Genomic DNA, 19,383 nt, shown 5'->3' with positions numbered 1-19,383 from the left:
TTGGCCTTCGAGCCTCGTTCTGAGGGCTGCCCCTCTTTCCTTCCAGCATCCCCTTGGGGAAAAGGTGGCGGCGTCAGGCAACCGCCAGCCTGATAAATCGCGAATGGGAACGCGGCTTGAACCGCGAGGTTTCTGGGAACCGCTCACGGACTGTGTCGTGACCCTCCCGTGGCTTGGTGTCCCTGGCGAGTGATTTGACCATCCCGTACTGGCCATGGTGCCGCACCCTTGTGTAAGCCGCCGCCATGGCCCGATCACCATCGTCTCAGGACAGCGCCCGCCGCTGGACGCCCGCGCGCTACCGTGCGCTGCTGCGTGCCCAAGGGCCGCGCTCGGTACGGTTTCGGACACGGCTGGCGATCCTGATGGGGGCGGTGGCGATCGGCCTTGCCGCCACCGTCTTTGCCAAGGCTGCAGACCTCGCCGCCGATCTGTTCGGCGCGTATGCCGCGCGCTATCCCTGGGCGCCGCTGGCGACGACGCCGCTGATCTTTGCCGCGTTGGTGTGGCTGACGCGGCGCTACGTGCCGCTGGCGCGCGGATCGGGCATTCCGCAGGTGATCGCAGCGCAAGCGGATCCGGAGCGGGCGACCGGCGCGCTGGTGTCGGTCCGCACTGTCGTCGGCAAGGCGCTGCTGACGCTCGCGGCAGTGCTGGGCGGCGCCTCGGTCGGGCGCGAGGGGCCGACGGTACAGATCGCGGCGGCGGTAATGGGATTGAGCCACCGGCTGCTGCGCGTGCCGCTGCGCGGGGCGGTGCTGATCGCGGGCGGCGCCGCGGGTGTCGCGGCGGCGTTCAACACACCGCTCGCCGGCCTGTTGTTCGCGATCGAGGAACTCGCATCGGCCTATGAGCAGAAGGTGACGCTGCTGGTCCTCGCCGCGATCGTCATCGCCGGCATGGTCGCGCAGTCGGTGCAGGGCGATTACGTCTATTTCGGGCTGATCGGCGCGCACATGCCGCTGGTGGCGGCGCTGACCGCAGTGCCGGTCGCCGGGCTGGCCGGCGGAATCGCGGGCGGGCTGTTCTCGCGATTGATGCTGGCCATGGCGACGGGCACCAACCGCCTGACCTGGTGGAGCAGGCGTCGCCCGGTGCTGTTCGCGGCGGCCTGCGGGCTGGCGGTCGGCGGGCTGGGCGTGGCGACGGGGCTGACCTGGGGTACCGGCTATGGCGCGGCGCGGGCGATGATCGTCGGGGTCGACGCGCCTTTGTGGTTCGGGCCGGCCAAGTTCGCCGCGACGCTCGCCACCGCCATCGCCGGCCTGCCCGGCGGCATCTTTGCGCCGTCGCTGGCGGTGGGGGCGGGGATCGGCAACCTGCTGCGGCCGATATTTCCGGACTCGCCCGCCTCGGCCATCGTGATCCTGGGGATGGTCGGCTATTTCGCCGGCGTCGTCCGCGCACCGCTGACCGCGGTCATCATCCTGTCCGAGACAACGGCGAGCCGCGGGCTGATGCTGCCGATGTTCGCCACCGCCTTCATCGCCGACGGTGCCAGCCAGTTCGTCTGCCGCGAGAAGCTCTATCACGGACTGGCGAAGACGTTCGCGATGCGGAAGGACGGCGAGGAGGGTAGGGGGTGACCGGCCTGACCAGCACCCTGTCGGATCGGCAGGCGGTGTGGGCCTTCGTGCTCGGCTGCGTCGCGGTGACCGCGGGCGTGGTGGCACACCTGCCGATGTTCGCGATGGCGCGGGCGATGCACTATCACCTGGCCGGCATGCCGATGGACAATGTCATGCTCGGCGGCATGGCGCTGATCGTGCTGGGGACGCTGGTCGCCGCATACGGCCTGCTGCCGCGCAACGTCGCAGCCCAGCGCGCGGCGGCGGCCGACATCGTCGTCGCCGCGCCGGAGGATGCGCGGCTTGGGGCCGCGCACTGGGGGCTGATGGCGGTGCTGGTGATCGCGCTGGTGATCGACGTGATGAAGCCGGCCTCGCTCGGCTTCACCGTGCCCGGCATGATCGCCGAATATGGCGTGCCGAAGAAGACGGTGTCGCTGGTGCCGTTCTTCGCACTGGCCGGCACCGTGACCGGATCGGTGCTGTGGGGCTGGATCGCCGATATTTATGGGCGCAAGGCGTCGATCCTGTTGTCGGCGGTAATGTTCGTCGGCACCTCCATCTGCGGCGCGATGCCGAGCCTGGCCTGGAACATCGCAATGTGTTTCATGATGGGCGCCGCGGCGGGCGGGATGCTGCCGGTCACCTATGCCCTGCTCGCCGAGATGATGCCCAACCGCCATCGCGGCTGGAGCCTGGTGCTGGTCGGCGGGCTCGGCGCGGTCGGCGGCTATTTCGCCGCCAGCGGCCTGTCGGCGGTGCTGCAGCCGATCTTCGGCTGGCGCATCCTGTGGCTGGCGAACCTGCCGACCGGGCTGACGCTGGTAGTGCTCGGCGCGCTGATCCCCGAGTCCGCCAAGTTCCTGCTCGCGCGTGGGCGGGTGCAGGAGGCGGAGGCGGTGATGCGCCGTTTTGGCGCGCGCGCCACGCGCGCCGATGCGGCGATGGTAGCGGAAAAGCGTGGCGCGCACGCGCTGACCGGCACGATGCTGTATGGCAAGCTCGCCGCGCTCAGCGTCTGTGCCCTGTCCTGGGGGTTTGTCAATTTCGGGCTGCTGCTCTGGCTGCCGGCGGATCTGGTCGCCAAGGGCTATTCGGTCGGCGTTTCGAGCCGGTTGCTCGCCGAGAGTGCCCTGATTGCCTTCCCCACGGTCTTCGTCGCGGCGCTGCTCTACAGCCGCTGGAGCACCAAATGGTCGCTGGCGACGATGATCGCGCTGACCCTGGCGGGACTGTTGCTGGTCCTGCGGCTGGAACTGGCGGGCAGCGGTAGCCCGGTGCTCCCGGTCGCGCTGCTGATCGTCGGCACCAACGGCATCATCGCCATCGTCCTGCCCTATACCGCCGAGAGTTTTCCGATGCGCGTGCGCGGCCGCGCGACCGGATGGGTCGCGGCCTGTACCAAGGGCGGCGGGCTGATGGCGCAGGGGCTGACGATCAGCGGCATCATCCTGTCGATGGGCGTGTCGTCGGCACTGGTGATGATCCCGACCGCGCTCGCGCTGGCGCTGGTCGCCTGGTTCGGCCGCGAGACGCGCGGGCGCGACCTGCGCGACCTTGACGTGGACAGCGGCCAGATCGGCCATGCGGAGAGATGAGACGGCGCTGAGGGATCGCCGATCATGATCGGAGCACGCGTCTTGCCCGCCGCGTTGCGGGCCTTCGTCAACGCGGTTGCGCGGGCGGGAGCGGTGCAGGGCTGGTGTCGGAGCCGCTCCCGATCGCCACGGCGCGGTCCGAGCGGCCGGCGTAGCTTGTAAATCACCGGGCCGTCACGATGTAGCGGCCGGCAAGAGAGAGAGCGATCACGATGACCGACCTGTCCACCTTCCAGATCACCCGCCGGTGGCCGGCCCGATATCCCGATCGTATCCAGCTCTATTCGCTGCCGACGCCCAATGGGGTGAAGGTGTCGATCATGCTGGAGGAGACGGGCCTTGCCTATGAGCCGCATCTGGTCGATTTCGGCCGGGCGGACCAGAAGACGCCCGAGTTCCTGTCGCTCAACCCCAACGGCAAGATCCCCGCGATCATCGATCCGGACGGTCCCGGCGGCCGGCCGCTGGCGCTGTTCGAATCCGGCACGATCCTGCTCTATCTCGCGGAGAAGACGGGCAAGTTCCTGCCGATCGATCCGGCCCAGCGCTGGCAGGCGGTGCAGTGGCTGATGTTCCAGATGGGCGGTGTGGGGCCGATGTTCGGGCAGCTCGGCTTCTTCCACAAGTTCGATGGCAAGGACTATGACGACAAGCGGCCGCGCGACCGGTACGTCGCGGAGACGCAGCGGCTGCTCGCCGTGATGGATGGGTGGCTGGCAGGGCGGAGCTGGTTCGTCGGCGAGGACTATTCGATCGCCGACATCGCCATGCTGGGCTGGGTCCGCAACCTGATCGGCTTCTACGAGGCGCGCGAGATCGTCGGATTCGATCGTTTCACCCATGTCGCTGCCTGGCTGGAGCGGGGGCTGGCACGGCCGGCGGTGCAGCGCGGCCTCGACATCCCGTCGCGCGCCTAGAGCCTCTGCCGACCGGGTCGAACCACGTCGTCGCCCTTCCGGGCGCCCGCTTCGCGGCGGGGTGATCTAGAACGCCGTCGCCAGGCTGACCGTTACCAGCGGCACCACCGTTGCAGTCTCGGCATCGGCAGTGCTGAGGCGGCGCAGCGTGTCGTCGCGGACCAGCGCGGCGCCGTCGATCCGAAGCCGCCAGTGCGCCGCGCCCATTACGAACGGGTACGTGTAGGCGAGGCCAACGCTGGCATAGCCGACGTCGCCGGTGCCGGCCGCGTAGAAGCCGTGCCAGCCGACCCCGGCAATCACCGGCAGGCTGATCGTCGCATTGCCCGCCTCCAGCAGTTCCGGCTCGATGCCGAGCTGCGTGAACAGGCCGCCGCCACCTTTCGGCCGGACGGTCACCGCGGCGCTGGGGTGGAGCGCGCCGATACCGTGATCCCGCTCATAGGCGGCGGTCACGCTGGCCTCGTGCGTGGTGTCGGACACGCCGTTCGGGCTGGCCTTGATCGTGTAGGCCGCACCCAGGCTCAACCCGGCAGTGGGGCGGCCGACGAGGCCGATCAGATTGTTGCTCTCGTACCAGGCGCGTGGCGTGGCGCGTTCGGCGGTGGCCGGCGCGTGGAATCCGTTGGAGGAGGTGCCGACCAGCCACAGATCGGCCTGTCCCGCCGCATCGCGATGCAGGTCGAACCCGAAGCCGAGCTGGGCGTGGATTGGCAGCCGGTCGAGATTTGCCGCATCGTCGTCGTAATTGCCGCGTGCGAAGTCGCCGTTGCGCAGGTCGATCGCGAGCGTCGGGTGGAAACGCCCGCTGCCGATGGCGACGCTGCCCAGGCTGGCATCCTCGGTATCGATCGTCGGCACGGTCTGCGCGCCCGCCGCGCTCGCGATCGTGGCCAGCAGCGGCGCCAGCCGGCGCCATGCTGCCACTATCGCGACCCGCTGCGGGTTACGCGCCACACCGTGTTCGACAGGTCATCGGCGACCAGCAGCGCGCCGGCACGGGCGTCGAACGCTACCCCGACCGGGCGCCCGCGGGCATGGCCCTCGCCATCGAGGAAGCCGGTGACGAAATCCCGCGGCGCGCCCGCCGGACGCCCACCGGCGAAGGGCACAAAGGTGACCTTGTAGCCGGCGAGGTCCTGCCGGTTCCAGCTGCCATGTTCGCCGATAAAGGCACCCTCGGCGAACGAGCCGCCCATGCCGCCGCCGGTGGTGAAGCTGATCCCCAGCGCCGCGACATGCGATCCCAGCGCATAGTCGGGGACGATCGCCCGTGCGATCATGTCGGGCCGCTGCGGCCTGACGCGCGGGTCGGCGTGATTGCCCCAATAGCTGTACGGCCAGCCGTAGAACCCGCCGGCGCGTACCGAAGTCAGGTAGTCAGGCACCAGCCGCGCGCCCAGCTCGTCGCGCTCGTTGACGACGGCCCACAGCGCATTGGTCTGCGGATTGATCGCCAGCGCGGTGGGGTTACGGATGCCGGACGCGTAGACGCGGTGTGCGCCGGTGGCGCGATCGACCTCCCAGATGACCGCGCGGTCCTCCTCCACCTCCATGCCGCGCTCGCCGACATTGCTGTTCGATCCGATGCCGACATAGAGCTTGCTGCCGTCGGGGCTGGCGGCGAGCGACTTGGTCCAGTGATGATTGACGCGCGACGGCAGCTTCGTGACCTCCTGCCCCGGCGTGGTGATGCGCGTCTGCCCGTCCTGATACGGAAAGCGCAGCAGCGCGCCCTGATTGGCGACGTACAGGTCGCCGCCGACCAGTGCGAGGCCATAGGGCGCGTCGAGCCCGTCGATCAGCACCGTACGCAGTTCTGCCTGCCCGTCGCCGTTCGCGTCGCGGAGCAGGGTGATGCGGTCGCCACCCTTTACACCGGTGTTGCCCAGGCTCTTGATATAGCCCGCGATCACGTCCTTCGGCCGCAGCTTGGGCGCGTTGCCGCCCTTGCCCTCGGCGACCAGCACATCGCCATTGGGCAGCACCAGCATCTGGCGCGGCACCTTCAGGTCGGTGGCGAGCGGCGTGATCGCGTAGCCAGCAGGCACCGTGGGCAGCGTGCCGTTCCAGCCCGCAGGCTCGGCGATCTTCATCGGCGGCACCAGCGTCTGCCGCTGCGCCGGCAGGGTGGGGTTCGGGCCGGTCTGCCGGACGTCCGGGGCCGCGTTGCTGCAGGCCGACAAGGCGAGGCCGAGCGTGAGGAGGGGGTAGGGGCGGCCGATCATCGCATGGTTCCTTCCGCAGCGACCGCCATGTGCCCGACCCATGAGGCGGCGAGCGCGGCGGCGGTCGATAGGATCGACAGCAGCAGGCCCGCGGTCCCGACCGAACTCCACGCGTCCTGGCTATGCTTGAACGCGTTCACCAGTCCCGCCATCCACATCAGCGCGAGCAGCCCGGCATAGAGCAGCGCGCGTCTCCGCCACACCGTCTGCCGCGCGGTGAAGGCCTGGATTGCTCCCCACAGCAGCACCGGCGCCCCGAACACCAGCGCGCCCGTGATCGCCCAGGCGGCGAAGTTCGACCACTGCATCTCGGCGCTGTTCAGATAGGTGATGTCGTTCGCCAGCCCGGTCGCGAACAGCGCGGTCGGAAACGCTAGCAGGATCGCGTGGAGTGGATGCAGGAAGGGACGGCGGACGGCGCGGGCGGACATGGCTGTTTCCCAGACGGACAAAGGGTCGGTGCGGAAGCAGAAAGCCTCCACACCGACCCTTCGTTCCGTTGGAACCGCCGCCTTCGGAAAAGACGGCGGTCAGATCGTCAGAAGCGGAACCGCGCGCCCAGGCCGTAGTAGCGGCCCTCGTCACGCACGTCGCGCGGGTAGTAGCGGTCGTCGCCATACTGAGCGAAGTTCCGGAACGGCTGCGCCAGCAGGTTCGCCGCGTCGAAGGTCAGCGTGACCTGCTTGATCGGCGTATAGTTGAACGAGAAGTCGAGGCGGGTGATCTTCTCGGTTCCTTCCCCGAAGTACACGCCGTTGACCACGTTGTTGCCATTCAGGAAACGCGAGCGGCCATTGTACGACAGGCGGGTCGAAACCTTGCCCTTCTCGTAGAACAGCGCCGCGTTGTAGCTCCACTTCGACAGGCCGGGGATCGCGACGAACGGCGGCGTCGAGTTTGCCGGACTGAGATCCGTCGGGAAGCGCTGCTTGCCATTTAGATAGGTTGCGTTCGCCTGGATGCCGAAGCCGCTCAGCAGGCCCGGCAGGAAGTCGAAGAAGGTCTGACCGCCGACTTCGACGCCCTTGATCTTGCCCGCGCCGGCATTCACCGGCCGGTCGACCTGGACGAGGCCGTATACGGGATCGCGATAGCGCTGAGTGTAATTGCTCGTGAAGCCGAACAGGTCGCGATAGAATACGGCGGCCGTCAGCGATGCGTTCGACGAGAAGTAATACTCCACCGTCGCGTCGAAGTTATGCGAGGTCAGCGGCACGAGATTGGGATTGCCGCCGCCGCCGGTATAGTCCGGACGACCCTGAAGACCGGCGCCGAAGCGCGGATCGTCGGTGATGGTGACCGGCGTACCGTCGGGATTGGTGGTCGGCGACAGGTTGGGCGAGATCGAGAAGGCCGGGTTCAACTGGCCGAAATCGGGCTTTGTCCGCGTCTTGGTATAGCCGAAGCGGATCTGCAGCTTGTCGGTCGGCCGGATGCGCAGGCTGGCATTGGGCAGGATGTCGACATAGTTCGCCTTGATCTGGACATCGGCTGCCGCAGTGACCGGAATGCCGTTGGCATCCCGCTGGACCACGCCGTTGACGACAACCGGGATCGTGCCGCGACCGCTGTACCGGCCCACCGTGTTGACGACGCGAGCACCGACCAGGCCGTCAACGCGGAACGAGCCGATATCGAACTCGTACTTGGTCTGACCGTAGAACGCATAGGTCTGTTCGGCTGCCAGGAAGGCACGGAGGGGATCGAGCTGGACGTTCTGTGACTGGAAACGCGCAAGCGCATCGCGATAGCCGCCATCACTGGGGTTGGCTGCGACGAGCTTCTGGAGTTGTTCGAGCGAGAATTGCCGCAACGCCGCAGAATTTCCTTCGATGCCCGACCGTGTCGGCATCAGCCAGCTGGTCCAGCCTTGCGCGTTGCCGCGGAACACGTCCTGAGTGAGCTCCAGCGCGCCCGCCGGCGTGTTGGCCAGCGGGATGTTCAGGGTTTCGGTATAGGCATAGCGGTCGCCACGCTCCAGCGAGGCATCGCGATCGGTGTAGCGGAAGCCGAACTGGAACTTCGGCAGGAATGCGATGTCGGTGTCCAGATCCAGGTCGCCCCGCCACTGCCAGCCGGACCCCTTCACCAGATAGGTGCTCTCGTAATAGCCGCGCCACTTGTAGTTGGCCGGGTTCTCGCGATCGTAGCCGGGCAGGCTGAACGCCGAACCGCCGTCGACGAAGAAGTTGACGTCGATCGTCGGTGCCGTCGTCTGCGACATATCGAAGCTGTATTCGTTCGAATCGTATTGGCTGCGCGTATAGGCCAGGTCGGTCGACAGGTGCGCGCGGCCGACATCCCACTTGGCGCCGCCGGCGGCCTGATAGGTGTTGGTGTTGTTGACGTTGGTGCTGCGATAGGCCTGGCCACGCTCACCGCCGACCTTGGTCAGCGTCTGCACCTGATCGGGCTTGTCCTCGCGCAGCACGACGTTGGTCAGCTGTGCACCGTTGTTGAGCAGTGACGCCTCGAACAGGTCGTTGGCGCCGCGCCCGCGATAGCCCTGGTAAAGGAAGTCGTAATAGAGTTCGAGGTTCGCCGCCGGTTTCCACTGAACGCTGGCATTGACCGCCGGGCGCCAGCGCTTGCCGCTGTCGTTGAACACGCCCACCCGCTCCGGAATGCGGAAAGCTCGGCCGACCGAGCTGGGGCTGACGGTCACGTTGTCGGGAAGGGTGGTGGGCACGTTGCCGGTCGCCCAGCGCACCGCGTTGCGATACTGCGACTGGGAATAGGACGCGTTGATGAGCCAGCCGATCTCGCCGATCGCGGTGTCGGCACGCTGCGACACCAGGATGTTGCCGAGCGGGTCGAACTTCTTGGTCTGGTCGTTGTACGTGCCGCGGACGCCGCCTGCGATCACCAGCTTCTCGGTGAAGTCGAACGGGCGGCGCGAGCGGACGTTGATGAGGCCGGCGAGGCCGGGCTCCAGCAGATCCGCCGTACCCGATTTATAGACCTCGAGGCCGGCGAGAGCGCCGGCCGGGAAGTCCTGCAGCTGCGACCGGCGCAGCTCGGCGGTGAAGATGTCGCGGCCGTTGAAGGTGGTGGCGACATCGGGCAGGCCGCGCACCAGCACCTGATTGACCTCGTCGCTGTACCGGTTGACCTGCACGCCGGTGACGCGCGCCAGCGATTCCGCGGCGGTGTTGTCAGGCAATTTGCCGATGTCCTGCGCGACGACGGCGTCGAGGATGGCGTCGGAATTGCGCTTGACCGCCTGCGCGCTGCCCAGCGAGGCGCGATAGCCGGTCACGACGATCTCGCTGCCGGTGCTGTTCTCGGGCGAGGTATCGGCGACGCTGTCCTCGGTGGTGCCGAGATTCTCGGTCGCGGTCGTACCGGGGCTGCGGCCCTGCGCGGACTTGGTTGCGCGCTCCTGAGCGACGGGGGCCTGCTCATCGACGCCGGCGTCGGGGGCGGCTGCCTGCGCTTGTTCCTGCGGCGTGGCGTCCTGTGCGGACGCTGGCATGGCCAGCAAGGCGAATGGCGCGGCGGACGCCATCAGCAGGAAACGCTTCATGATCTTCCCCTCTCCTCGATGTGAAAAGCCGGTCTGTGCCGGTTGGTCTCATTTGTCTGACTTAGAGGAAATGTGTCAATCCAGAAATGGCTGGCGCACAAAGCGATCCGAAAATGTGCGATATAATTATCACAAGCACCTGAAACGGCGGGATCCACGGTCAGGGCGGAGATCGTGATAGGACTTGTCCGCGGGGCGGAAGGCTGTCTTTTGAACCACAGCGTGGGTATGATAATCCGGTGCAGTCCGCGCAGAGAGGGATGCAGGATGTTCCGTGTCACCGTCGCCCGATCCACGCTGGCGGTCGTGTTGCTGGGGCTCACGATCGCTGCGCAGGCAGCCAAGCCGCCGCAGACTAGCTGGGGCCGTGCGGGCGTCTCGTTCGACCAGTATCGCGCCGACGCGATCGGGTGCGGGCGGCTCGGCGCCAATGCCGATATCGCCGACCAGCCGGCGACCAAGGCCTTTGTCGCCGCGGAAAACTGGAACGAGCGTAACCTCAACGTGCCGCAGGCGGGCGTCGACCCCGCGCGCGAGCAGGCGCAGATGATCCACCGCCTCCGCCCCGCCGAGCGGATCGCCGAGGTGCAGGGGGTCCATGTCTCGGTGACCGAGCGCTGCCTGATGCGGCTCGGCTATCGGCAGTTCGCGCTGACCGCTGAACAGGCAAAGGCGCTGTGTCGCCTGCGCGTCGGCACGTCGGCGCGGCACGCGTTCCTCTACGATCTCGCGAGCGATCCGGCGGTGCTCGCCCGCCAAGCCGTTGGGCCAAAATCACATAAGGGCTGATCCCAGCGCTACAGCGCGTTGACGACGCAGGTGGCTTCTCTATGGTCTGACATATAGTCCAGAACAGGCGCTGGCCGATGACCGGTGCCGTCGGGAGAGACAGGGCATGTCCGAAATCCTTCCTTCGCGCGGCAGCGCCTCCGCCTGCCGCCATAGCGCGCACGATCTGCGTTTGACCCGCCGCACCCTGTTCGCCGGTGCCAGCATCGTCGCGCTTGCCGGACCGGCGCTGGTCGCGCTGCCGCCCGTCAAGGGACGCCGGGTCGAGCCCGTCCCGTCGCGCTTCGTCCGCCTGACGCCGTCGCCGTTCGCGGATGCCATGGCGGCCAATCGGCGCTACCTCCTGTCGCTCGATCCCGAGCGGCTGCTCCACAATTTCTATCTCTTCGCCGGTCTGCCCGCGCCCAAGCCCATCTATGGCGGGTGGGAGGCGCAAGGGGTCGCCGGCCACTCGCTCGGCCACTGGCTGTCAGCCTGCGCGCTGGTGATCGCCAACACCGGCGACCCCGCGCTTTCCGCGAAGCTGGACCATGCGCTCGCCGAGATGGCGCGCATCCAGGCCGCGCACGGCGACGGCTATTGCGGCGGCACCACGGTCGAGCGTGACGGCAAGACCGTCGACGGCAAGATCGTGTTCGAGGAGGTGCGCCGCGGCGACATCCGCAGCCAGGGCTTCGACCTGAACGGCGGCTGGGTGCCGCTCTATACCTGGCACAAGGTCCATGCCGGGCTGCTCGACGCGCACACGCTGGCTGGCAACGCCCGCGCCATGCCGATCGCGCTCGGCGTCGCCGGCTATCTGGCGGGGGTGCTGGAGCCGCTGACCGACGCGCAGATGCAGCAGGTGCTGCGCGCCGAACATGGCGGCCTGAACGAGAGCTATGCCGAAACCTATGCGCTGACCGGCGACACGCGCTGGCTGCGGATGGCCGAGAAGATCCGGCACAAGGCGGTGCTCGACCCGCTGACCGCACGGCAGGACAAGCTGGCCGGCCTCCATGCCAATACGCAGATCCCCAAGCTGATCGGCCTTGCCCGCCTGCACGAGGTGACCGGCGACCCCCGCCACGCCGTCGCCCCGCGCTTCTTCCACGAGCGGGTGACCGGGCACCACAGCTACGTCATCGGCGGCAATTCGGAGCGCGAGCATTTCGGCCCGCCGGACATGCTGTCGACGCGGCTGACCGATGCGACGTGCGAGGCGTGCAACAGCTACAACATGCTGAAGCTGACCCGGCACCTCTACAGCTGGCAGCCACACGCCCGCTGGTTCGACTTCTACGAGCGCGTGCAGCTGAACCACATCCTCGCGCATCAGCGCCCTGATACGGGCCGTTTTGTCTATTTCATGCCGCTGTCCGCGGGTGCGCGGCGGACCTATTCGGAAGGTGAGGACAGTTTTTGGTGCTGCGTCGGCTCGGGCATGGAGAGCCATGCCAAGCACGCGGACTCCATCTACTGGAACGACGGCGCCACGCTGTTCGTCAACCTGTACATCCCCTCCGAACTCGACTGGACGCCGGGCGGTCTGGCCCTGACGCTCGACACCGCGCTGCCGATGCGGGGCACCGCGACGCTGACCGTGCGCAAGGCGCCGCGCCGGAGCCAGGCAATCGCGCTGCGCCTGCCCGGCTGGGCACAAGCGCCGCGCCTGACGCTGAACGGTGCGCCGCTCACGCCGATGATGCGCGATGGCTATGCGGTGGTGGAGCGCAATTGGCGCGCCGGCGACCGGATCGAACTGACGCTGCCGATGGCGCTGACGACGGAGCCGACGCCGGACGATCCGTCGGTGGTCGCCTTCACGCACGGCCCGCTGGTCCTTGCCGCCGATCTTGGTGCTGCGTCGGACAGCTTCGACGGGCTCGGGCCGGCGCTGGTCACCAGTGGTGCCGCCAGCACGGCACTGCGCGCCGGCACTGGGCCGCACAGTTTCCATGCCAGGGGCGCGCTGGACGAGGACCTCGTGCTGAAGCCGTTCTTCGCGCAGTATGATCGACGCACCGCGGTGTATTTCCCGACCTTCACGCCATCCGGCTGGCAGGCGCGCCGTGCCGATTACGTCCGGGCGCAGGAGGAGGCGAGCACGCTGGCCAGGCGCACGACCGACATTGTTCATCTCGGCGAGATGCAGCCCGAGCGCGACCACGGCTTCGTCGCCGCGCGCAGCGAGGTGGTGAACTGGAATGGCCGTTCCGCGCGGCGCATCCGGCCCGGCGACTCGATGCGGCTGACGCTGGCACGCCGACCGGGCCCGGCGACGCTGCGGCTGACGGTGTGGGGCAACGACGTCAATCGCCAGATGGCGATCACCGTCGACGGCACCCCGCTGAAGACCGACCGCGCCCCCCGCGAGCGCGAGGACCGGTTCGTCACGATCGACTATCCGATCCCTTCGACCGGCGCGCAGGGCAAGCCGCTGGCGGAGGTGGTCTTCACGCCGGTGAAGGAAGAGGCGGTGCTCTACGAGGTACGGATGCTGACCGCGGAGTCGGGGAACCCGGTAACGGCGGTGTGACTCACCTCCGCCCCTTGCAGGGGAGGAGTAATCGCTACGCCGGCACCTGCTGCGAAATGCAGTGGAAGCTGCCGCCCCCGGTCAGGATCGCGTCGGCGCGCAGCCCCGTTACTTCCCGGTCGGGGAACAGCGCCTGGATCGCTGCGACCGCGGCCTGGTCGTTGTCGCTGCCATAGAGCGGCACGACGACCGCGGCATTGCCGATGTAGAAGTTCATGTAGCTCGCCGGCACCACCTCCTCGTCGCGCAGCACGCGGCCGGGGGAGGGGATGGTGACCACCTCCAGCCCGGCGGCGGTCAGGTCGCGGCGGGCATGGGCATAGACCTGCCAGTTGGGATCGTTGTCGGCGGGCGCGGGGATTGCGACCCGCCCGGGCGCGACGAAGCGCGCCAGATTGTCGACATGGCCGTCCGTGTGATCGTTGAGCAGTCCCTCGCCCAGCCAGACGACGCGGGTGAAGCCCAGATCGTCGCGCAATCGCTGTTCCACGCCGTCGCGGGTCAGGTCGGGGTTGCGGTTGCGGTTGAGCAGGCACTGTTCGGTGGTGACCACGGTGCCGGTGCCGTCGCCGTCGATCGCCCCGCCCTCCAGCACCCAGTCGCACGCGGTTGCCGCCAGCCCGCGCGCTTCGGCCAGCCGCGCACCGACGGTGTCGTCGCCGGGCAGGTCGTATTTGCCGCCCCAGCCGTTGAAGCGGAACAGCCGCGCGCTGCCGTCGCCGGTCACGATCGGGCCGGTGTCGCGCAGCCAAATGTCGCCGAACGGCTGCACTTCGATGTCGGCGAACGGTGCCAGCGCGCGGGCAGCGTCGGCGGCCTCACTATCGGCGCAGACCAGCACCACGGTCTCGCCGCGCCCCTCGGCATGGATGGCGCGGGCGAAGGCGGCGACCTCCTCGCGCGCAGGTTCCAGATCGTCCTGCCACAGCTCGGCATGGCTGGGGAAACCGATCCAGACGGCGGCGTGGGCGGACCATTCGGCGGGGGGCGGGGCGGCGCTCATGCGGGACTACTCCTGTGGCGGGCTGCGTTCTGGCGGCGGATCAGCGGCTTGCCAAATGAAAAGGGCGGCCCGTTGCGGGGCCGCCCTTTTCATTTTTCGGCGGGGGTCGACATGGAAGTGAATTCCATGTCGTCGGACGGCGCTTTGGCGCCACTCGCCGGCCTCACCTTCGTTGCCTTCTACTCGCTTAACGCGAGTAGAATTCTACAACAAGGTTCGGCTCCATCTTCACCGGATAGGGCACCTCGTCCAGCGTCGGCACGCGGACGAAGGTCACCTTGGCGTTGCCGTCCGGTGCGACGTAATCGGGAATCTCGCGCTCGGCCAGGTTCTGCGCCTCGAGCACCAGCGCCATCTCCTTGGCCTTGGTGCCCAGCGTGATCTCGTCGCCGACGAAGCAGCGGCGCGACGCGATGTTGCACTTCACGCCGTTGACGCGGATGTGGCCGTGGCTGACCAGCTGGCGGGCGGCGAAGACGGTCGGCGCGTACTTGGCGCGATAGACGATCATGTCCAGGCGCTGCTCGAGCAGGCCGATCAGGTTCTGGCTGGTGTCGCCCTTCATCCGGGCGGCCTCCTGATAGCACTGCTTGAACTGCTTCTCGGTGACGTCGCCGTAATAGCCCTTCAGCTTCTGCTTGGCGCGCAGCTGAATGCCGAAGTCCGACACCTTGCCCTTGCGACGCTGGCCGTGCTGGCCGGGGCCGTACTCGCGCTTGTTGACCGGCGACTTGGGGCGACCCCAGATATTCTCGCCGAGACGACGGTCGAGCTTGTGCTTGGCGCTATGGCGCTTCGACATTCCAAATTCCTTGCAAACGACAACAACGTAGGTCCCGGTATCGCGCTGCTGATCCGTCAGGAGGGCAGGCCCGCCGCTTCACCGGGGTGCGGGGGCATTGCGAAGGCGGGCGCCTAGCGGAGAGCGGCGCACGCGTCAAGCTGTGCGGCAAGGGCGCTGGATCATTGACTGGTTGCGTAAGCCTTGAAGGCGTTGTTGCGCATGTTGTCCACTTCGCGATGGGCGTCGACCTCTTCTTCATCCCACTCGCGCGCGGTCTTGCAGACACGCTTGCCACCCAGTCGAGACCCGGTCGAGGCGAACGTCTTGCACACCCGTCGATCCGCGACGGGCTTTGCCGGCGGTGCAGCCGCGGGCGTCGCCTGAAGCGCGATGGCGAGAAGCAGAATTGCTGACATGGATGTGTTCCCCCTTTTCCCCGCCCGTCATGCCTATCTGTCGTACGGATATTTGTCGATCCGTTGCGGAAGCAGCAGATGGCGCTATGGCCGCCGACATGACGATCATCGCTCCCGCCGACTGCTCAACCATGGCCGAGGTGCGCGCCGGTGTGGACGAAACCGACCGCGAACTGGTGGCGCTGCTCGCCCGCCGATTCGGTTACATGGACGCCGCCGCCCGCATCAAGCCGGCACGAGAAGCGGTACGTGACGAGCCGCGCAAGGCCCAGGTGATCGCCAACGCCCGCGCCGCCGCCGCCGCGGCGGGCCTGCCCGCCGACGCGATTGCCGATCTATGGGAGCGGCTGGTCGAAGCCTCCATCGCCTACGAACTCGCCGCCTTCGACCGGCGCTGATTTATCAATTTCACCGACGCTTCTTCTTTCGACGCTTCCTCAGTCTTGCCATGGGATCGATGCCTTTCGTTCGCAGGTCATCATGTAGCCGCATGATCTGTAGAGTTTCTGGATCAATTTGCTTCGGTGCATAGCCATCTTCTGGTGTGCCCCAGTAGTAACTGGTGCCCGGTCCTGTAATCGTGGATCCTCCGTTATAACTGCCCCGATTTTTGGTCACGATGCCCTCGTCAGTAGCAACGTAGACCAATCTGCCACTTTGATGTTTACGAGGAGCTAAGATCGCGTTTCGCTTTTTTGCCGTCGAGTGCGGACAGGACGCCGCGCAGGGTCCGTACCTCCTGCGTCGACCAGCCCGGCTTGGTCAGCAGCGTGCGCAGCGTGCGCCGGGTCGTCGCGGTACGATGCGGCGGGAAGAAGAAGTTCGCCGCCACCAGCATCGCGTCGAGCTGCGCGATCATGCCGTCCAGCTCGTCCTGCGGCGCAGCCACCGGCAGCTCGGTCTCGGGCGGCTGGGCGAGAGCCTGCCCCTTCGACCATTCATAGGCGATCAGGATCACCGCCTGCGCCAGGTTGAGGCTGCCGAATTCCGGATTGATCGGCACGGTGACGATGGTGCGCGCGACCGCGACATCGTCGGTTTCCAGCCCCGATCGCTCCGGCCCGAACAGGATCGCGCTGCGCCCCGGCTCGGCATGGATCGCACCGGCGGCGGCCTCCGGCGTGACGACCGGCTTGGTGATGCCGCGCTTGCGCACCGTGGTGGCATAGACGTGGGCGCAGTCCGCGACCGCGTCGGCAACGGTGTCGAAGACCTGCGCGCGTTCGAGCACGATGTCCGCGCCCGACGCGGCAGGCCCGGCGGCAGGGTTGGGCCAGCCGTCGCGCGGCGCGACCAGACGCAACTCGATCAGTCCGAAATTCAGCATCGCGCGCGCGGCCTTGCCGATGTTCTCGCCGAGTTGGGGACGGACGAGGACGATGACGGGCGGTTGGACAGGGATCATCCGCGCCCCGCCTCCTCGACCTGACCCGCGAACGCCTCGAAATCGCGCGCCTCGCTGAAGTCGCGGTACACGCTGGCGAAGCGGATATAAGCGACCGAATCGAGCGCCTTCAGTCCCTCCATCACCAGCTCGCCGATCCGCGCCGAGGTGACCTCGCTCTCGCCCATGGTCTCCAGCCGGCGCTGGATGCCCGATACCAGCTTCTCGATCCGCGCCGGCTCGATCGGCCGCTTGCGGGTGGCGATCGATACAGAGCGGAGCAATTTCTCCCGGTCGAACGGCTCGCGGCGGCTCTCGCTCTTCAGCACGATCAGGTCGCGCAACTGAATGCGCTCGAACGTGGTGAAGCGCGCCGCACACCCCTCGCACTGGCGCCGTCGCCGGATCGCCGCCCCGTCGTCGGTGGGGCGGCTGTCCTTTACCTGGCTGTCTTCATGGCCGCAGAACGGGCAGCGCATTCAGCCGATCAATCGTTGCGCTTGGCATAGGCGACGCCCGCGCCGACCAGCGCGCCCAGCACCGGGCCGACGAACGGGATGGGGATCGCGACCACCGCGCCGATCGCGCCGTACTTGGCCATCTTCTTGCCCAGGCCCGGCGTGCTCTTCACGGTGTTCTGCACCTCGTCGATCTTCGACATGACTTATCCTTGGTAGATGGGGAAGCGTGCGCACAGCGCGCGCACGCGAGTCCGAACGCTCGCCTCGACCTCGGGGTCCCCGGCCTCGCCCTTGGTCCGCAGCCCGTCGAGCACGTCGGCGACCATGTGGCCGATCTCGCGGAACTCCGCCGGGCCGAAGCCGCGGGTGGTGCCGGCCGGCGAGCCGACGCGGATGCCGCTGGTCTTGACCGGGGGCAGCGGATCGTTGGGGATGCCGTTCTTGTTGCAGGTGATGCCGGCGCGCTCCAGCGCCTCGTCGGCGTCCTTGCCGGTGATGCCGAGCGGGCGCAGGTCGATCAGCGCCAGATGCGTGTCGGTGCCGCCGGCGATCACGTCGGCGCCGCGCTCCTTCAACGTCGCGGCCAGCACCTTGGCGTTCTCGACCACCGCGGCGATGTAGCTCTTGTAGTCCGGGCGCAGCGCCTCGCCGAACGCCACCGCCTTGGCGGCGATGACGTGCATCAGCGGCCCGCCCTGAAGCCCCGGGAACACCGCCGAGTTGATCTTCTTCGCGATCGCCTCGTCATCGGTCAGGATCATGCCGCCGCGCGGACCGCGCAGCGTCTTGTGCGTGGTGGTGGTCACGACATGCGCGTGGCCGAACGGGGTGGGGTGCAGCCCGGCGGCGACGATGCCGGCGAAGTGCGCCATGTCGACCATGAAATATGCGCCGACCTTGTCCGCGATCTCCCGGAACCGCTTGAAGTCGATGACGCGCGGATAGGCGCTGCCGCCCGCGATGATGAGTTTCGGCTGATGCTCGACCGCCAGCGCCTCGACCTGGTCATAGTCGATCAGGTGCGTCTGGGCATCGACGCCGTACTGGACCGCGTTGAACCACTTGCCCGACATCGCAGCGCGCGCGCCATGGGTCAGGTGGCCGCCGGCGTCCAGGCTCATGCCCAGGATCGTCTCGCCCGGCTTGACCAGTGCCAGCATCACCGCGCCGTTGGCCTGCGCGCCCGAGTGCGGCTGGACGTTGACGAAGCCGCAGCCGAAGATCTGCTTCGCACGATCGATCGCCAGCTGCTCGACCTCGTCGGAGGGATGGCAGCCCTGGTAATAGCGCTTGCCGGGATAGCCCTCGGCATATTTGTTGGTGAAGACCGACCCCTGCGCCTCCAGCACGGCGCGGCTGACGATGTTCTCCGACGCGATCAGCTCGATCTGGGTCTGCTCGCGCTCCAGCTCGTGCGCGACGCCGGCGAAGACCGCGGCATCCGCCTCGGCCAGGCCGCGGGTGAAGAAGCCATCGGGCTGGACGTCGGACAGGTCGTTGGGCTGCGTGCTCATGCGGCGAACTCCTTGGCCGACAATTTGTCGACACGGGCTTGGTGGCGGCCGCCTTCGAAATCGGCGGACAGGAAAGCGGTGATGCAGGCCTTGGCCATGTCCTCGGCCGTCAGGCGGGCGCCGAGCGCGATGGCGTTGGCATCGTTGTGCTGGCGCGCCAGCGTCGCCGACAGCGGCTCCGACACCAGGGCGCAGCGGCAGTCGAGATGGCGGTTGGCGGCGATCGAGATGCCGATACCCGATCCGCACAGCGCGATGCCGCGCTCGGCCCGGCCGTCCGCGATGGCCTCGGCCAGGGCGAAGCCGTAATCCGGATAGTCGACGCGGGCCTCGCCATGCGTGCCCAGGTCGAGCACGTCGTAGCCGCCCTCGCGCAGCCAGTCGGCAAGAACGGTCTTCAGCGACACGGCGGCATGGTCGGCGGCGATGGCGATGCGCATGGCGCTTCCTGGATCGATCGGCGGGATGGCGGCGCCTTTACCCGCCCCGCTGCCGGATTGCCACACCCATCGCGATACCGGCCATAAGGACACTGGCCCCAAGGACACTGGCCCCAAGAACACTGGCCATCGCAACCCCGCTTGAGCGTTCCGCGCCGATCCACTAGAGCCCGCGCCGCACCCGACAGGGTTAACCACGCCGCCCCTCCCGCGCGATATCGCCGCGGGCCGGGCAGC

18 protein-coding genes are annotated in these 19,383 nt (G+C 67.8%); 6 read left to right on the top strand and 12 right to left on the bottom strand.

What is annotated here, in order from left to right:
* Nucleotides 1-245 precede the first annotated feature (245 nt).
* From Q5H91_RS06325 to Q5H91_RS06315, 3 genes are all read left to right on the top strand, one after another.
* Nucleotides 246-1,586 carry a chloride channel protein gene (locus Q5H91_RS06325; protein WP_305172452.1) on the top strand — a complete coding sequence of 447 codons (1,341 nt, stop codon included), beginning with the start codon at nt 246-248 and terminating at the stop codon, nt 1,584-1,586.
* Nucleotides 1,583-3,166, top strand: a complete 1,584-nt coding sequence (locus tag Q5H91_RS06320; RefSeq protein ID WP_305172451.1) for an MFS transporter — start codon at nt 1,583-1,585, stop codon at nt 3,164-3,166. Before Q5H91_RS06325 ends, Q5H91_RS06320 begins: the two co-directional genes overlap by 4 nt.
* Before the next feature lie 212 nt (nt 3,167-3,378).
* A complete protein-coding gene (locus Q5H91_RS06315; RefSeq protein WP_305172449.1) occupies nt 3,379-4,083 on the top strand; it encodes a glutathione S-transferase family protein in 705 nt (234 codons plus the stop codon).
* Nucleotides 4,084-4,149: 66 nt separating this feature from the next.
* Here the strand turns inward: Q5H91_RS06315 and Q5H91_RS06310 are convergent, their stop codons facing one another.
* The 4 genes from Q5H91_RS06310 to Q5H91_RS06295 form a co-directional block, all read right to left on the bottom strand.
* Nucleotides 4,150-5,010 (bottom strand): hypothetical protein, encoded by an 861-nt coding sequence (locus tag Q5H91_RS06310; RefSeq protein WP_305172448.1) that lies wholly within the window; start codon nt 5,008-5,010, stop codon nt 4,150-4,152.
* Nucleotides 5,010-6,311, bottom strand: a complete 1,302-nt coding sequence (locus tag Q5H91_RS06305; RefSeq protein ID WP_305172447.1) for a PQQ-dependent sugar dehydrogenase — start codon at nt 6,309-6,311, stop codon at nt 5,010-5,012. Before Q5H91_RS06305 ends, Q5H91_RS06310 begins: the two co-directional genes overlap by 1 nt.
* Nucleotides 6,308-6,742, bottom strand: a complete 435-nt coding sequence (locus Q5H91_RS06300; RefSeq protein WP_305172446.1) for a DUF2231 domain-containing protein — start codon at nt 6,740-6,742, stop codon at nt 6,308-6,310. The genes Q5H91_RS06305 and Q5H91_RS06300 overlap by 4 nt, the downstream gene beginning before the upstream one ends.
* 107 nt (nt 6,743-6,849) lie before the next feature.
* Entirely contained in the window at nt 6,850-9,837 is a 2,988-nt protein-coding gene (locus Q5H91_RS06295; protein WP_305172445.1) for a TonB-dependent receptor, read from the bottom strand.
* Nucleotides 9,838-10,104: 267 nt separating this feature from the next.
* On the opposite strand from Q5H91_RS06295, the gene Q5H91_RS06290 reads away from it, so the two are divergent.
* Together Q5H91_RS06290 and Q5H91_RS06285 are read left to right on the top strand one after the other, a co-directional pair.
* Entirely contained in the window at nt 10,105-10,626 is a 522-nt protein-coding gene (locus Q5H91_RS06290; RefSeq protein ID WP_305172444.1) for a hypothetical protein, read from the top strand.
* Nucleotides 10,627-10,732: 106 nt separating this feature from the next.
* A complete protein-coding gene (locus Q5H91_RS06285) occupies nt 10,733-13,144 on the top strand; it encodes a glycoside hydrolase family 127 protein (RefSeq protein WP_305172443.1) in 2,412 nt (803 codons plus the stop codon).
* 34 nt (nt 13,145-13,178) lie between these two features.
* Here the strand turns inward: Q5H91_RS06285 and Q5H91_RS06280 are convergent, their stop codons facing one another.
* The 3 genes from Q5H91_RS06280 to Q5H91_RS06270 form a co-directional block, all read right to left on the bottom strand.
* Nucleotides 13,179-14,147 carry an agmatine deiminase family protein gene (locus Q5H91_RS06280; protein WP_305172442.1) on the bottom strand — a complete coding sequence of 323 codons (969 nt, stop codon included), beginning with the start codon at nt 14,145-14,147 and terminating at the stop codon, nt 13,179-13,181.
* 187 nt (nt 14,148-14,334) lie between these two features.
* The gene (rpsD, locus tag Q5H91_RS06275; RefSeq protein WP_305172441.1) at nt 14,335-14,949 is read right to left on the bottom strand and encodes a 30S ribosomal protein S4; all 615 of its coding nucleotides are present in this window, start codon (nt 14,947-14,949) and stop codon (nt 14,335-14,337) included.
* Between the two features lie 161 nt (nt 14,950-15,110).
* Nucleotides 15,111-15,347, bottom strand: coding sequence for a hypothetical protein (locus tag Q5H91_RS06270; RefSeq protein ID WP_305172440.1), 237 nt, complete (start codon nt 15,345-15,347; stop codon nt 15,111-15,113).
* Nucleotides 15,348-15,433: 86 nt separating this feature from the next.
* Between Q5H91_RS06270 and Q5H91_RS06265 the strand changes: the two genes are divergently transcribed.
* Nucleotides 15,434-15,745, top strand: a complete 312-nt coding sequence (locus Q5H91_RS06265; protein ID WP_370655239.1) for a chorismate mutase — start codon at nt 15,434-15,436, stop codon at nt 15,743-15,745.
* 266 nt (nt 15,746-16,011) lie between these two features.
* Here the strand turns inward: Q5H91_RS06265 and Q5H91_RS06260 are convergent, their stop codons facing one another.
* The 5 genes from Q5H91_RS06260 to rpiB are packed head-to-tail and all read right to left on the bottom strand — an operon-like array spanning nt 16,012 to nt 19,146.
* Nucleotides 16,012-16,752, bottom strand: coding sequence for an RNA methyltransferase (locus Q5H91_RS06260; protein WP_305172439.1), 741 nt, complete (start codon nt 16,750-16,752; stop codon nt 16,012-16,014).
* Complete coding sequence (nrdR, locus tag Q5H91_RS06255) at nt 16,749-17,210, bottom strand: transcriptional regulator NrdR (RefSeq protein ID WP_305172438.1); 462 nt, start codon at nt 17,208-17,210, stop codon at nt 16,749-16,751. Before nrdR ends, Q5H91_RS06260 begins: the two co-directional genes overlap by 4 nt.
* A gap of 8 nt (nt 17,211-17,218) precedes the next feature.
* Nucleotides 17,219-17,392: a small multi-drug export protein gene (locus tag Q5H91_RS06250; RefSeq protein ID WP_305172437.1), complete on the bottom strand. Its 174-nt coding sequence runs from the start codon at nt 17,390-17,392 to the stop codon at nt 17,219-17,221.
* A gap of 3 nt (nt 17,393-17,395) precedes the next feature.
* Nucleotides 17,396-18,706 carry a serine hydroxymethyltransferase gene (gene glyA / locus Q5H91_RS06245; RefSeq protein WP_305172436.1) on the bottom strand — a complete coding sequence of 437 codons (1,311 nt, stop codon included), beginning with the start codon at nt 18,704-18,706 and terminating at the stop codon, nt 17,396-17,398.
* Nucleotides 18,703-19,146, bottom strand: a complete 444-nt coding sequence (gene rpiB, locus Q5H91_RS06240; RefSeq protein WP_305172435.1) for a ribose 5-phosphate isomerase B — start codon at nt 19,144-19,146, stop codon at nt 18,703-18,705. Before rpiB ends, glyA begins: the two co-directional genes overlap by 4 nt.
* Nucleotides 19,147-19,383: the final 237 nt, after the last annotated feature.

The sequence above is a fragment of the Sphingomonas aurea genome (assembly GCF_030678875.1).
In the GTDB taxonomy this organism is placed as follows: Bacteria; Pseudomonadota; Alphaproteobacteria; order Sphingomonadales; family Sphingomonadaceae; genus Sphingomonas; species Sphingomonas aurea.
Note: the sequence above shows the minus strand (reverse complement) of the source record. Positions and strands in the feature narration are given on the sequence as shown.